We start from the raw sequence: 14,136 nt of genomic DNA, 5'->3' as shown, positions 1-14,136 counted from the left end.
CTTCCTCAACGCAGCTTGATGGTGGACAGGCCGGCCAACACCAGCATCATGGTGATGATCCAGAAACGCACCACCACTTGCGTTTCCTTCCAGCCCTTCAACTCATAGTGGTGATGCAGCGGCGCCATGCGGAACACCCGCTTGCCGGTGAGCTTGAACGAAGCCACCTGAATCATCACCGACAGTGCCTCCACCACGAACAGGCCGCCCATGATCAAGAGCACGATTTCCTGACGCACGATCACCGCCACGGTGCCCAGCGCCGCGCCCAGCGCCAGCGCGCCGACATCGCCCATGAAAACCTGGGCCGGATAGGCGTTGAACCATAAAAATCCCAGGCAAGCGCCGCACATCGCCGCGCAGAACACCACCACCTCGTGCGCGCCGGGAATGAAGGGCAGGCCCAGATATTTGGAAAACACCGCGTGGCCGGCGACATAGGCGAAGATGGACAGGCCGGCCGCCACCATCACGGTGGGCAGGGCCGCCAGGCCGTCCAGGCCGTCGGTCAGGTTCACCGCGTTGGAGGTGCCGACGATGACGAAATAGGTCAGGATGCAAAAACCGATCGCGCCCAGCGGATAGGAGATGGTCTTGACGAAGGGCACGATCAGCTCGGTGGACGCCGGCAGCTTGGCGGTGGCGATCAGGAACACGCCGGCGCCGATGGCGATGGCGGACTGCCAGGCCATCTTGAACTTGGCGGACACGCCTTTCGGGTCCTTGTACACCACCTTGCGCCAGTCGTCGTAAAAGCCCAGCGCGCCGGTGCCGAACATCACAGCCAGCAGCAGCCACACGTATTTATTGGACAAGTCCGCCCACAGCAGCGTGGTCAGGCCGATGGCCAGCAGGATCAGCGAACCGCCCATGGTCGGCGTGCCGGCCTTGACCAGATGGGTTTGCGGGCCGTCGTTGCGCACCGCCTGGCCCACTTTGAGTTCGGTCAGCTTGCGGATCACCCACGGCCCCAGCAGCAGGGAGATCGCCAGCGCGGTCAGCGCCGCCATCACCGCGCGCAGCGTGATGTAGTTGAAGACGTTGAAGGCCCGGATGTGGGAGCCCAGCAGTTCAGCCAGCCAGAGCAGCACGTTATTGTTCCTCTCTAAATTGTTGCATCAGGTGTTCCACCACCCGTTCCATGCGCATGAAGCGCGACCCCTTGACCAGAACGGAGGCACCCGACGGCAACTGCCGGTCGAGAAACTCGTACAACTCGTCAATCGAATCAAAATGTTTGCCGCGCGCGCCGCAGGCGGCGGCGGCGTGGCGCGAAACCTCGCCCAAGGTCAGCAGCAGGTCCACGTCGCGCGTCCGCGCGTACTCGCCCACTTCCGCGTGCAGCGCGTCGGCGGCTTCGCCCAGTTCGCCGATGTCGCCCATCACGAAGCAGCGCGGCGCCGGCAGGCGGACCAGCACGTCGATCCCGGCCTTCATCGAATCCGGGTTGGCGTTGTAGCTGTCGTCGATCACGCTCAGACCGCGCGGGCTTTGCTTGAGCTGCAAACGGCCCTTGGCGCCGCCGAAGGCGGCCAGGCCGGCGGCGATGTCGTCCAGCGGCACGCCGGCGGCCAAGGCCAGGCTGGCCGCGGCCAGCGCGTTGCGCACATTGTGTTCGCCCGGCGCCGGCAATTCGATCCGCCGTTCGCCGTCGGCGCAACGCAGCGTGAAGCGGCTGCTCAAGGCGCTCAGTTCGCTGTCGACGGCGCGGACGTCGGCTTCGGCGCCCAGGCCGAAGGCGATCTGGCGGCGACCGTCCGCCGCGCGGCGGAACAAGGCCAGATTGGCGTCGTCGGCGTTCAGCACCGCCGCGCCGTCGGCGTCCAGGCCTTCGAAGATTTCCGCCTTGGCGCGCGCCACTTCCTCGGTAGAGCCGAAATAACCGAAGTGGGCGCGCATCGCGTTATTGACCAGCGCGATGCGCGGCCGGGCCAGACCGGTCAGATAGCGGAGCTCGCCGTGATGGTTCATGCCCATCTCCAGCACCGCGTAGCGATGCGCCGGCGTCAGCCGCAGCAGGGTCAGCGGCAGACCGATATCGTTGTTGAAGTTGCCGGCGGTGGCCAGCACCGCGTCCGCGCCTGCATATTGGCGCAGAATGGCGGCCAGCATTTCCTTGACCGTGGTCTTGCCGTTGGAGCCGGTGACGCCGATGCGCAGCGCCGGCTGGCGTTGCGCCCAGCCGGAGGCCAGCCGGCCCAGGGCCAGGAGGGTGTCGTCCACGCGGATCAGGCTGGCGCCGGGCAGCTCGAAATCCGCGCGCACCAGCGCGGCCGCGCCCTTGGCCGTCACCTCGGCGACGAAATCGTGGGCGTCGAAGCGTTCGCCCTTCAGCGCGACGAATAGATCGCCGGGTCCGGCCTCGCGGCTGTCGGTCACCACGCGCAGGATGTCGCCGTCCGGGCCGCTCAAAGCGCCCCGGGCCAGTTCGGCGGCCTGCAGCAGCGTCATCATGCGCGCTCTCCCCAGGCGGTCAGCGCTTCTTCCGCCACGCGGAAGTCGGAGAACGGCCGCTTGACGCCGGCGATGTCCTGGTATTCCTCATGCCCCTTGCCGGCCACCAGCACCACGTCGCCGGCGCGCGCCTGGCTCACCGCCCAGTGGATGGCGGCTTCGCGGTCCGCTTCGACGTGGGTGCGCGCGGCGTCCATGCCGGCGAGCACGTCGCGCAGAATGGCTTGCGGGTCTTCGGTGCGCGGATTGTCGCTGGTCAGCACCGCCACGTCGGCGATGTTCTCGGCGATGGCGCCCATCATCGGGCGCTTGCCCGGATCGCGGTCGCCGCCGCAGCCGAACACACAGAACAGGCGGCCGCCTTCCGGGCGGATCTCGGCCAGCGTGGACAAGGCTTTTTCCAGCGCGTCCGGCGTGTGGGCGTAGTCGATCACCACCAGCGGCTCGTGCGCGCCGCCCACGCTCTGCATGCGGCCGCGCGCCGGCTGGATGCGCGCCATCACCGCGGCCGCGTCGCGCAGGCTGACGCCGTTGACGCACAGCGTGGCCAGACAGGCCAGCAGATTGGCGGCGTTGAAGCGGCCCACCAGGCCGGTGCGCACATCGGCGACGCCCCAGGGCGTGGTCACCGTCAATTGCAGGCCGTCCAGCGTGGCGGCCAGCGCCAGCGGACGCACATCGCCCTGCTCCAGGCCGTAAGTCACCACCTGAGTCTCAGCCGGATCGATTTCGGCGGCCAGCTGACGGCCGAATTCATCGTCGGCGTTGATCACCGCGTGCTTCAGGCCTTCCCAGAAGAACAGCTTCTTCTTGGATTCGCCGTAGGCTTCCATCGAACCGTGGTAGTCCAGGTGATCGCGAGTCAGGTTGGTCAGCACCGCGGTGGCGAAGTCCACGCCGTTGACGCGGCTTTGATCCAGGCTATGGCTGGACACTTCCATGGTCACCACGTGCGCGCCCTGGCGGCGGTATTCGGCCAGCTTTTGCTGGATGGTCACCGGGTCCGGCGTGGTGTGGGTGGTTTCGGTCAGCTCGCCGTAAAAGCCGTTGCCGACGGTGCCGATCAGCGCCGCCTTCTGGCCCAGCAGCGAGAAAGCCTGCGCCAGCCAGTGGGAAATCGAGGTCTTGCCGTTGGTCCCGGTGATGCCGATCACGCGCAGCGCGCGGCTGGGATAGCCGTAAACCTCGGCCGCCAGCATGCCGATGCGGTCGCGCAGATGCGGCACCGGCAGATTGGGCGCCTGCCACAGCGGGTTCCAGGCGAAGCCGCCGGCGTCGTCCCACAACACCGCGGCCGCGCCTTTCGCCAGCGCGGCCTGGATGTAGTCGCGGCCGTCGGAATGCAGGCCGGGGCACGCCAGGAACACGTCGCCGGGCAGCACGCGGCGGCTGTCGGTCTCTACCCGTTTGACGGGCAGTCCCAATTGTTTGATGTCGGCCGGATTCCAGTCCGGCATGGGGGTCAAACGGCTTTTCATGATCTGATCAAAAATCCACCGGCACCGGGGTGGATTCCGGCAATAAAGTGTTGTTGGAGGGCTCGTCCGGCTGCACGTTCAGCACCCGCAGCGCGCCGCCGGCGATCTGCGAGAACACCGGCGCAGCCACCGCGCCGCCGTAATATTTGCCCGCGGAGGGCTCGTCTATCATCACCGACACGATCACGCGCGGCGCTTTGCCCGGCGCGAAGCCCATGAACAGCGCGCGGTGCTTGTTGGCCACATAGGCGCGGCCTTCCAGCTTGCGCGCGGTGCCGCTCTTGCCGCCCACGCTGTAGCCGATGATGCGGCCGCCGACGGCGCCGCCGCCCGGCTGGCTGTTGGCGATCAGCAGATCGCGCATCTCGTGCGCGGTCTTTTCGCTCAGCACCCGCTTGCCCGGCATCGGGGTGGCGGTCTTGTACAGCGAGATCGGCAGCATCACGCCGTCGTTGGCGAACACGGTGTAGGCGCGCGCCATCTGGATCAGGCTGACCGAGATGCCGTAGCCGAAGGACATCGTCGCCTGCTCGATGGGCCGCCAGTTGTGCCAGTCGCGCAGCCGGCCGCCAGCTTCGCCGGGGAAGCCAGTTTCCGGCGCGCGGCCAAAACCCAGCGCGTCGTAATGCTTCCACGATTGTTCCGGCGAGCTCATCAGTGCCAGCTTGCTGGTGCCGACGTTGGACGATTTCTGGATGATGCCGAGAATGTCCAAGCTGGGGCGCGGCGCCACGTCGCGGATGGTGGCCGGGCCTATCATGTAGGTATGGGTGTCCAGCACCGTGTTGAGTCCGGCCTTGCCGTTTTCCAACGCCAGCGAGATGGACAGCGGCTTCATCGTCGAGCCCGGCTCGAACAGATCGATCACCCCGCGGTTGCGCATCATTTCCGGCGTCACGCCGCTGCGGTTGTTGGGGTTGAACGAGGGGTAATTGGCCAGCGCCAGCAACTCGCCGGTGTGGGCATCCACCACCACCACGCTGCCGGCCTTGGCCTTGTTCAGCTCCACCGCGGCCTTGAGCTCGCGGTAAGCCAGGTATTGGATGCGGTGATCCACCGCCAGCGCCAGCTTCTGGCCGTCGCGCGGCGGCTCGATGGCGGCGACGTCTTCGATGATGTGGCCGCGGCGGTCCTTCAGCACCACGCGGCGGCCGTCCTTGCCGGCCAGCATTTTCTCGCGCGCCAGCTCCACGCCTTCCTGGCCCTTGCCGTCCACGCCGGTGAAACCGATGATGTGGGACACGATTTCCCCGGCCGGGTAGAAGCGGCGGAATTCCTGCTGTTTGGCGATGCCGGGCACGCCCAGCGCCATCACCTTGTCGGCCAGCTCCGGGCTGATCTGGCGTTTGACGTAGACGAATTCCTTCTTGCGGTCGGACAGTTTGGCCGACAGCTCCTCCGGCGACAGATCCAGCATCGCCGCCAGTTCGCGCAGCTTGGCCGGCGGCACCGGCTCCATATCCGCCGGGCTGGCCCAGATGGTCTGCACCGGCGAGCTGATCGCCAGCGGTTCGCCGTTGCGGTCCGTGATCACGCCGCGGTTGGCCTCCAGCGTCAGCGCGCGGCGGAAACGCGCCTCGCCCTGGTTTTGCAGGAAGTCCTGCTGCACCACTTGCAGATAGACCGCGCGGCCGATCAAGGCCAGGAACAGCAGCGCCAGCATCAGCAGCACAAAGCGCACGCGGCCCGGCTTCATGCGCAGCGCGGGGCTGGCGTCCGGGATGCGTTGCTGGTGGCGGGGGGAGTAAGTGCGCATCACATCCCCTTCCCAGGCGAGATCACCTGGGTCTGGCGCGGGTCCGGGATATGCATGTCGAGGCGGCTGGACGCGGCTTTCTCAATCACCGCGTGCGCGCCCCAGGTGCTCTGCTCCAGCTGCAGCTGGCCAAACTCGATCTCCAGCTGCTGGGCGGATTTGCGTTCCTTCTGCAAATCGCTGTAGAGCTTGCGCGACACGTGGGTCGAGGTGACCACCGACCAGGCGGACAGCACCACGATGACCAGCAGTATCGCGTTGAGCTTGTTCATGCGTCGATCTCCCGCCACGGCGCGGCGGTGCGCTCGGCCACGCGCATGATGGCGCTGCGGGAGCGCGCGTTGGCGCGCACCTCCTCATCGCCGGCGCGCACCGGCTTGCCCACGGTGGACAGCGGCGGCTGGGCCATATCGGACGCGCGCACCATCGCCCACGCCGGCAGCTTCTCCTCGCTGCTGGCGTCGCGCAGGTATTGCTTGACGATGCGGTCTTCCAGCGAATGAAAGCTGATCACCGCCAGGCGGCCGTTTTCCGCCAGGCGGCGCGCCGCCTGCGGCAACACCGCCTTGAGTTCGTCCAGCTCGCGGTTCACAAAGATCCGGATCGCTTGGAAGGTACGCGTTGCGGGGTCCTGACCCGGTTCCCGAGTACGGACGTTTTGCCCAACGAGCAAGGCGAGCTCACGCGTGGTCTGGAGGGGGGCGTCAGCCCTTTGCGCAACAATGGCTGCTGCGATCTTGCGAGCAAACCGCTCTTCACCATAAGTCTTGATGACCTCTCTGATATCGGCCTCGTCTGCCGTCGCCAACCATTCGGCCGCGGTGATGCCGCGGGTGGTATCCATACGCATGTCCAAGGGCGCGTCGAAACGGAAGCTGAAACCGCGCCGTCCGTCGTCGATCTGCGGCGAGGACACGCCCAGATCCATCAACACGCCATCCACCTGGGGCACGCCCAGGCGGTCCAATTCCTGCCCCAGCGTTTCAAAACCGTTGTGCACGATCTGAAAGCGCGGGTCTTCCTCCGCCAGCCGCGTGGCCACGGCGATGGCTTCGGGATCCTTGTCGAAGGCGATCAGGCGGCCTTGCGGCCCCAGTCGCGACAGGATCAAGCGGCTGTGGCCACCTCGACCGAAAGTGCAATCGACGTAGACGCCATCCGGCCGGATGGCGAGCGCGTCGACCGCTTCGGTCAAGAGCACCGTCAGGTGCACGAAAGGGGTGGTGCTCACAGCGTAAAGTCTCCAAGGTGTTGGGCCAGATCGGTTTGATCGATGGCCAGGGCGTCAGCGGTCTGGTTGTCCCATTCCTCGGCATTCCACAGCTCGAAGCGGTTGCCCATGCCCACCAGCGCGACGTCTTTGTCGAGTCCGGTGAGATCGCGCAGGCGCGCGGGCAGCAGAATGCGTCCGGCGCTGTCCATTTCCAGCGTTTCCGCGTGGCCGAGCACGAGGCGCTGATAACGTTTCAGAGTGGGATTGCCGGTGGGAAGGGCTAGCAGGCGGGCTTCGACCGGACGCCAGTTGGGTTCGGGGTAGATCAGCAAGTGGTCTTGGGACTCGAGGGTGACGATCAGTTTGTGCCCGAAAGCGGACAGCAGTGTCTCGCGGTGTTTAGCCGGAATAGCCAAACGCCCCTTGCTATCGAGAGACAAGATGCTGACGCCACCAATCATGATTTCGAGCCCGCTGACCGAATAAACCTAAGGGGCCGTCGCCCCCTGGGACAAATGCCCCACTTTCACCCACTTCGCCCCACTTTCCGCCACTATAAGAAAGAACTTCCCCACGGTCAACATCGAGAAGTTCTAATTCACCTTTTGAGACAATGACTTAGCGGACCAGGCAAAAAGCGGATTCCTTGTCAAATCAGAGGCTTAAAAACATCAGTCAAAGTGAGCTGTTAACACTCGAACCATTTCCGAAACACCACACCCCGGGCCTGGGAATATTTCCAAGGACAGTCCAGAGCAAGACCACTTGTCGCGCCGCAACACAAAAACAGGGCGGCGGCGCCACGATCGGCGCCGCCGCCCTGAAGTTCCGCCGGATTAGGCCAGCTTTTGACGCAGAATATCCTGCACCTGAGCCGGATTCGCCTTGCCTTTGGAGGCTTTCATCACCTGGCCGGCCAAGGCGTTGAGCGCCTTTTCCTTGCCGGCGCGGAATTCTTCCACCGCCTTGGGATTGGCTGCGATCGCTTCCTCCACCATTTTCTCGATGGCGCCGACGTCGGACACTTGCTTCAGGCCGTCGCGCTCGATGATGGCGTCGGCGGACAGTTCGCTGTCCCACAAGGCGTCGAACACCTGCTTGGCCAGCTTGCTGGACAGCGTGCCGTCGGCGATGCGCGCGATCAGGCCAACCAGGCGCTCGGCCGAGATCGGGCAATCGGCGATCTCCTTGCCGTCGCGATTCAGCCGCGCGGCGATCTCGCCGTTGATCCAGTTGGCGGCCAGCTTGCCCTGGCCGGAGGCCTTGGCCGCGGCTTCGAAGTACTGGGCCTGGGCCAGGCTGGACGTCAGCAACGCCGCGTCGTAGGCGGACACGCCGTAGGCCTCGGCCAGACGGACTTGCATCGCCGCCGGCAGCTCCGGCATCTCGCCGCGGATGCGGGCGATCTGCTCGTCGGAGATGCGCACCGGCAACAGGTCCGGGTCCGGGAAGTAGCGGTAATCGTGCGCGTCTTCCTTGCTGCGCATCATCCGGGTCTCGCCGGTATCCGGATCGAACAGCACGGTGGCCTGCTGCACCTTGCCGCCGTCTTCCAGGGTGTCGATCTGCCACTGGATTTCGTATTTGGCGGCCTGCTCCAGGAAGCGGAAGGAGTTGAGGTTCTTGATCTCGCGGCGGGTGCCGAAGGCTTGCTGGCCCTCAGGGCGCACCGACACGTTGACGTCCATGCGGAAGCTGCCTTCCTGCATATTGCCGTCGCAGATGCCCAGCCAGGTCACCAGCGCGTACAGCGCCTTCACATAGGCCAGCGCCTCGTCCACCGAGCGCATGTCCGGTTCGGACACCACTTCCAGCAGCGGCGTGCCGGCGCGGTTGAGGTCGATGCCGGACAGGCCGTGGAAGTCTTCATGCAGGCTCTTGCCGGCGTCTTCTTCCATATGGGCGCGGGTCACGCCGATGACCTTATCCTGCTCGCCCACCAGGATCTTCAGCTGACCGCCTTCGACGATGGGCAGATCCATCTGACTGATCTGGTAGCCCTTGGGGAGATCGGGATAGAAGTAGTTCTTGCGCGCGAACACGTTCTTCTGGTTGATCTTGGCGTCCAGCGCCAGGCCCAGGCGGATGGCTTTGTCCACCGCCGCCTTGTTCAATACCGGCAACACGCCGGGAAAGGCCAGCTCCACCGCGGAGGCCTGGGTGTTCGGCTCGGCGCCGAAGGCGGTGCTGGCGCCGGAGAAAATCTTGGAGACGGTATTGAGCTGCACATGCACCTCGATACCGATGACGACTTCCCATTTCATGGTTGGAAAATCCTTCTATTATTTTTTGCCACGGAAGCACACGGAAAACACGGAAGAAAAACGGCTGCCCCTAGCTCACCCACCTCTTGGGAGCCGGGGTTTGTCCATGTCCTTCCCTGCGCTTCCGCGGCTAATTCATTCAATTACAAAACCGGCGCGCGGCTGTGCCAATCAGTCGCAAGTTGGAACTGATGCGCGACGTTCAGCATCTTGGCTTCGCCGAAGTAGTTGCCGATGATCTGCAAGCCGATCGGGCGGCCATTCGCGCTAAAGCCGGCCGGCACGCTCATGCCCGGCAAGCCGGCCAGGTTCACCGACAACGTGTAGATGTCGGACAGATACATCTGCACCGGATCGTCGTTCATCGCGCCGATGTCGAAGGCCGCGGTCGGCGCCACCGGCCCCAGGATCACGTCGCACTGCTCGAAAGCGGCTTTGAAATCGTTGGCGATCAGACGGCGGATTTTCTGGGCCTTCAGGTAATAGGCGTCGTAATAGCCGTGCGACAGCACATAGCTGCCCACCAGGATGCGGCGCTTGACCTCGCTGCCGAAGCCTTCGGCGCGGGTCTTCTCGTACATGTCCACCAGGTCCTTGTACTCGGCGGCGCGATGGCCGTAGCGCACGCCGTCGTAACGCGACAGATTGGTGGAGGCCTCGGCCGGCGCGATCACGTAATAGGCCGGGATGGACAGCTCGGTATTGGGCAGGCTGATGTCCACCACCTGCGCGCCCTGCTGTTTCAGCACCGTCACCGCCTCGTCCACCGCGCGCGCCACGTCGGCGCTCAAGCCGGCGGCGAAGTATTCGCGCGGCAGGCCCACCTTGAGGCCGGCCAGCGGCTGATTCAGGTCGCGGGCGTAATCTTCGCGGGCGCGCTCCAAGCAGGTGGAGTCGCGCTGATCGAAGCCGGCCATCACGTTCAGCATCAGCGCGCAGTCCTCGGCGGTCTGCGCGATCGGGCCCCCCTGATCCAGCGAGGAGGCAAAGGCCACCATGCCGTAGCGCGACACCACGCCGTAGGTCGGCTTGATGCCGGTGACGCCGCAATGGGAGGCCGGCTGGCGAATGGAGCCGCCGGTGTCGGTGGCGGTGGCCACCGGCGTCAGCCGCGCGGCCACGGCGGCGGCGGAGCCGCCGGAGCTGCCGCCCGGCACCGCGTTCTGATCCCAGGGATTTTTCACGGCACCGTAGAAGGAGTTCTCATTGGACGAACCCATCGCGAACTCGTCCATATTGGCGCGGCCCAGCGTCACCATGCCGGCGGCCTGGCACTGCTCCACCACGTGGGCGCTGTACGGCGACACGAAGTTGTCCAGCATTTTGGAGCCGCAGCTGGTTTTCCAGCCCTGCTGGCAGAACAGATCCTTGTGGATGATGGGCACGCCGGTCAGCGCATGGGTGTTGCCGGCGGCGATGCGCGCGTCGGCGGCCGCTGCTTCGGCCAGGGTCTTGGCGCGGTCGACGGTGACCAGCGCGTTGAGCGCCGGGTTCAGCGCCTCGATGCGGTCCAGATATTGGGTGGCCAGCTCAAGGCTGGAGACTTCCTTGGCCGCCAGCTGCCGCGACAGTTGCTTTAAAGTAGACTGTGTCATTTCAAATGGAATCTTTAGCTATCCGGGAATGGCGTCGCCGTCCTTTCAGACAGCGACCGGCGCCGGCCTCCCGCGCGGGCGGGAACCTAAACCGGCGCAGGCAATCAGAGCATCACTCGATGACCTTGGGGACCAGGAACAAGCCCTTTTCCACTTGCGGGGCCACGGCCTGGAAAGCTTCGCGCTGATTGGTTTCGGTAACGATATCTTCGCGCAAACGCAAAGAGACATCCTGCGGATGGGCCATCGGCTCGATGCCGTCGGTGTTCACCGCCTGCATCTGTTCGATCAGGCCGAAAATATTATTGAGTTGCTTGCTTGTCGCGGCAATTTCCGCTTCATTGACATTGATGCGGGCAAGCTTGGCAATTCGTGCGACATCCTGATGCGTCAGCGACATGGTGTCCTCGTTCAAAACCTTTAATATTTCAAGCGTTATAGGGTATCATAGCCCGCTTGATTCTCCCAAGATCGACATCACGCCACGGCGTAATTTCGGCAACGCTTTCACCGCGCGGCCGACAGGCGGCAAGCCGCCGCGCCGGGGCCGGATCGTGCAGGCCTTATCGAACCGACACGGCGTCGGAAAATGATGCGCAAGGCCAGCGGGCGAAGCCGCTTAGCCGGCGTCGCCCAGTGGGCGCCAAGCGTCGTTTTGCCACGCGGCGGTTAGACTCGGGTCGTACGAGTAGACAACAAACAACAGATTAAGCGCGGACGCGACGGCGCGTCCGCCACATGACGAAAACTGACCAGGATCGCCCAATGTTTCGTTCGCTGACCGGATACTTCTCCAACGACCTCGCCATTGACCTTGGCACAGCCAACACCCTCATCTACATGCGCGCCAAAGGCATCGTGCTGGACGAGCCCTCGGTCGTCGCCATTCACAGCGACGCGCCCACCAACAAGAAATCCATCCTGGCCGTGGGCCTGGAAGCCAAGCGCATGCTGGGCCGCACCCCGGGCAGCATCCAGGCGATCCGCCCGATGAAGGACGGCGTGATCGCCGACTTCACCGTCACCGAACAGATGCTCAAGCAGTTCATCAAGAAGGTGAACCCCAACCGCTTCTTCGCCGCCAGCCCGCGCATCGTGATCTGCGTGCCCTGCGGCTCCACCCAGGTGGAGCGCAAGGCGATCCGCGATTCGGCGCTGGCCGCTGGCGCGCGCCGCGTGGAACTGATCGAAGAGCCGATGGCGGCCGCCATCGGCGCCGGCCTGCCGGTTGAGGAGCCCACCGGCTCCATGGTGGTGGACATCGGCGGCGGCACCACCGAAGTCGGCGTGATCTCGCTGGGCGGCGTGGTGTACTCCAACTCCGTCCGCGTCGGCGGCGACAAGTTCGACGAAGCCATCATCAACTACATCCGCCGCAACTACGGCATGCTGATCGGCGAAACCACCGCCGAGGAAATCAAGAAGACCATAGGCTCCGCCTTCCCGGGCGCCGAAGTGCGCGAAATGGAAGTCAAGGGCCGCAATCTGGCCGAAGGCATTCCGCGCGCCTTCACCGTGTCCTCCAACGAAATCCTGGAAGCGCTGACCGAGCCCTTGAACCAGATCGTATCCGCGGTGAAGATCGCGCTGGAACAGACCCCGCCGGAACTGGGCGCCGACATCGCCGACAAGGGCATGGTGCTGACCGGCGGCGGCGCGCTGCTGAAAGACATCGACCGCCTGCTGGCCGAAGAAACCGGCCTGCCGGTGTTCGTGGCCGAAGAACCGCTGACCTGCGTGGTGCGCGGCTCCGGCAAGGCGCTGGAGAAGATGGACAAGATTGGCACCATTTTCACCAACGTCCCCTAAACCGGAACGACCGACGACCGCCTGAGCCCGGCTCCGGCGGCGGCGGCCGCTCGTAAAGCAAGCGATGATGGCGGGCGCGCGACAAGCGCGCCCGTTTTTGAAGCACAGCGCCCCGCGTCAAGGGGCGAGGTCTGAGCCGATGGACTTTGCCAACACCCCCAGCTTTTTCCGCTCCGGGCCGCCGCCCGGCGCGCGCTTGGCCATGGCCGTGGCCGCCTCGGTGGCGCTCCTGGTCGGCGACAGCTATTTCGGCCTGATGGAACAGGCGCGCGAAGCCACCTCGCTGGCGCTGTACCCGGTGCAGCGCGCGGTGAACATGCCGGCGCAGGCGATGCGCCACGTCAGCGATTTTCTCAGCTCCCAAACCGAACTGAAGCAGGAAAACACCGCCTTGCGCGTGCGCCAGCTGGAAATGTCGGCGCAGCTGTCGCGGCTGCAAACCCTGCAGCGCGAGCTGGACGAAGTGCGCAAGCTCAACGGCATCAAGTCCAGCTACCACCAGCAAGCGCAGATGGCGGAAACCCTGTACACCGGCCGCGATCCGTTTTCCTACAAAATCATCATCGACAAGGGCAGCGACGCCAATCTGAAAGCCGGCCAGCCGGTGGTGGACGCCAGCGGCCTCTTGGGCCAGGTCACCCGGGTGCAGCCGCTGACCGCGGAAGTGACCCTGGTCATAGACAAGAACCAGATGGTGCCCGTGATGGTGGCCCGCACCGGCCAACGCGCCATCCTGTACGGCTACGGCGGCGGCGTGGAAATCCGCTACCTGCCGCAAAGCGCGGACATCAAGGACGGCGACCACATCGTCACCTCCGGCGTGGACGGCGTTTATCCGGCCGGCATCCCCGTGGCCCGCGTAACCCGGGTGGAGCGCAACCAGGGCGCCACCTTCGCCCGCATCGCCACCGCGCCCTTGGCCGGCGTGCAGCAAACCCGCTACATGCTGGTGCTGGGCGACAAGCAGGCGCCGCCGCGCCCGCCGGAACCGGCCCCCATCGTCAAAAAGAGCAGGGGCGGCAAGAAAGCCGCCGCCGAGGAGTAAGCCCCGATGACGTTCGAGCGCCCCAAGGAACTGCTCAAACCGGTGAAGCGCCGCTTCATCCTGTTCACCTTCATCTTCGCCGTCCTGATCGAACTGATCCCGCTGCCGCACGGCAGCACGCGCTGGCTGCCGGATTTCATCGGCATGCTGATCCTGTACTGGGTGATCAACCAGCCGCGCCGGGTCAATATCGGCACCGCCTTCTTGCTGGGCCTGGTGGCCGACATCTCCACCGCGGGATTGTTCGGCCAGCACGCGCTGGCCTATTCGATCACCGCCTATCTGGCCTTGGCGCGCCAGCGCCAGGTGGTGATGTTCAACCTGGGCCAGCAGACGCTGGTGGTGCTGGGCCTGCTGCTGACCAACCAGCTGATCATGGTGGTGGTGCGCATGCTCACCGGCTCCGCCTTCGTCGGCTGGGGCTATTTCCTGCCGCCCTTGATCGGCGCCCTGCTATGGCCGCTGCTGACCAAGCTGATGCTGATGCCCTACCGCCATAACGCGGTCTAGCGCCGCGGACCG

The 14,136-nt window shown here is 65.1% G+C and carries 13 protein-coding genes; 3 read left to right on the top strand and 10 right to left on the bottom strand.

Annotated elements, in window-relative coordinates; translation table 11 throughout:
* Window positions 1-5: 5 nt before the first annotated feature.
* The 10 genes from mraY to gatC form a co-directional block, all read right to left on the bottom strand.
* Window positions 6-1,091, bottom strand: coding sequence for a phospho-N-acetylmuramoyl-pentapeptide-transferase (gene mraY, locus JC616_RS01880; protein WP_107797818.1), 1,086 nt, complete (start codon window positions 1,089-1,091; stop codon window positions 6-8).
* A gap of 1 nt (window position 1,092) precedes the next feature.
* Window positions 1,093-2,454, bottom strand: a complete 1,362-nt coding sequence (locus JC616_RS01875) for a UDP-N-acetylmuramoyl-tripeptide--D-alanyl-D-alanine ligase (RefSeq protein ID WP_227106467.1) — start codon at window positions 2,452-2,454, stop codon at window positions 1,093-1,095.
* Window positions 2,451-3,932, bottom strand: coding sequence for a UDP-N-acetylmuramoyl-L-alanyl-D-glutamate--2,6-diaminopimelate ligase (locus JC616_RS01870; RefSeq protein ID WP_107797816.1), 1,482 nt, complete (start codon window positions 3,930-3,932; stop codon window positions 2,451-2,453). Before JC616_RS01870 ends, JC616_RS01875 begins: the two co-directional genes overlap by 4 nt.
* Window positions 3,933-3,939: 7 nt before the next feature.
* A complete protein-coding gene (locus JC616_RS01865) occupies window positions 3,940-5,688 on the bottom strand; it encodes a peptidoglycan D,D-transpeptidase FtsI family protein (RefSeq protein ID WP_107797815.1) in 1,749 nt (582 codons plus the stop codon).
* Entirely contained in the window at window positions 5,688-5,960 is a 273-nt protein-coding gene (gene ftsL / locus JC616_RS01860) for a cell division protein FtsL (protein ID WP_107797814.1), read from the bottom strand. The genes JC616_RS01865 and ftsL overlap by 1 nt, the downstream gene beginning before the upstream one ends.
* The gene (rsmH, locus tag JC616_RS01855; protein WP_227106465.1) at window positions 5,957-6,919 is read right to left on the bottom strand and encodes a 16S rRNA (cytosine(1402)-N(4))-methyltransferase RsmH; all 963 of its coding nucleotides are present in this window, start codon (window positions 6,917-6,919) and stop codon (window positions 5,957-5,959) included. The genes ftsL and rsmH overlap by 4 nt, the downstream gene beginning before the upstream one ends.
* Window positions 6,916-7,362, bottom strand: coding sequence for a division/cell wall cluster transcriptional repressor MraZ (mraZ, locus tag JC616_RS01850; protein ID WP_107797812.1), 447 nt, complete (start codon window positions 7,360-7,362; stop codon window positions 6,916-6,918). The genes rsmH and mraZ overlap by 4 nt, the downstream gene beginning before the upstream one ends.
* 375 nt (window positions 7,363-7,737) lie before the next feature.
* Window positions 7,738-9,165: an Asp-tRNA(Asn)/Glu-tRNA(Gln) amidotransferase subunit GatB gene (gatB, locus tag JC616_RS01845; protein WP_227106463.1), complete on the bottom strand. Its 1,428-nt coding sequence runs from the start codon at window positions 9,163-9,165 to the stop codon at window positions 7,738-7,740.
* 143 nt (window positions 9,166-9,308) lie between these two features.
* Window positions 9,309-10,760, bottom strand: a complete 1,452-nt coding sequence (gene gatA, locus JC616_RS01840; RefSeq protein ID WP_227106462.1) for an Asp-tRNA(Asn)/Glu-tRNA(Gln) amidotransferase subunit GatA — start codon at window positions 10,758-10,760, stop codon at window positions 9,309-9,311.
* Window positions 10,761-10,872: 112 nt separating this feature from the next.
* A complete protein-coding gene (gene gatC, locus JC616_RS01835) occupies window positions 10,873-11,160 on the bottom strand; it encodes an Asp-tRNA(Asn)/Glu-tRNA(Gln) amidotransferase subunit GatC (RefSeq protein ID WP_043592439.1) in 288 nt (95 codons plus the stop codon).
* Between the two features lie 365 nt (window positions 11,161-11,525).
* Between gatC and JC616_RS01830 the strand changes: the two genes are divergently transcribed.
* The 3 genes from JC616_RS01830 (at window position 11,526) to mreD (ending at window position 14,124) form a co-directional block, all read left to right on the top strand.
* The gene (locus JC616_RS01830) at window positions 11,526-12,569 is read left to right on the top strand and encodes a rod shape-determining protein (protein ID WP_043592385.1); all 1,044 of its coding nucleotides are present in this window, start codon (window positions 11,526-11,528) and stop codon (window positions 12,567-12,569) included.
* Window positions 12,570-12,708: 139 nt separating this feature from the next.
* Window positions 12,709-13,614, top strand: coding sequence for a rod shape-determining protein MreC (gene mreC / locus JC616_RS01825; RefSeq protein WP_107797809.1), 906 nt, complete (start codon window positions 12,709-12,711; stop codon window positions 13,612-13,614).
* Window positions 13,615-13,620: 6 nt separating this feature from the next.
* The gene (gene mreD / locus JC616_RS01820; RefSeq protein WP_107797808.1) at window positions 13,621-14,124 is read left to right on the top strand and encodes a rod shape-determining protein MreD; all 504 of its coding nucleotides are present in this window, start codon (window positions 13,621-13,623) and stop codon (window positions 14,122-14,124) included.
* Window positions 14,125-14,136: the final 12 nt, after the last annotated feature.

This window comes from Chromobacterium rhizoryzae (assembly GCF_020544465.1).
Classification (GTDB): Bacteria; Pseudomonadota; Gammaproteobacteria; order Burkholderiales; family Chromobacteriaceae; genus Chromobacterium.
The sequence above is the reverse complement of the archived record's forward strand: the minus strand, read 5'-3'. Positions and strand labels throughout refer to the sequence as shown.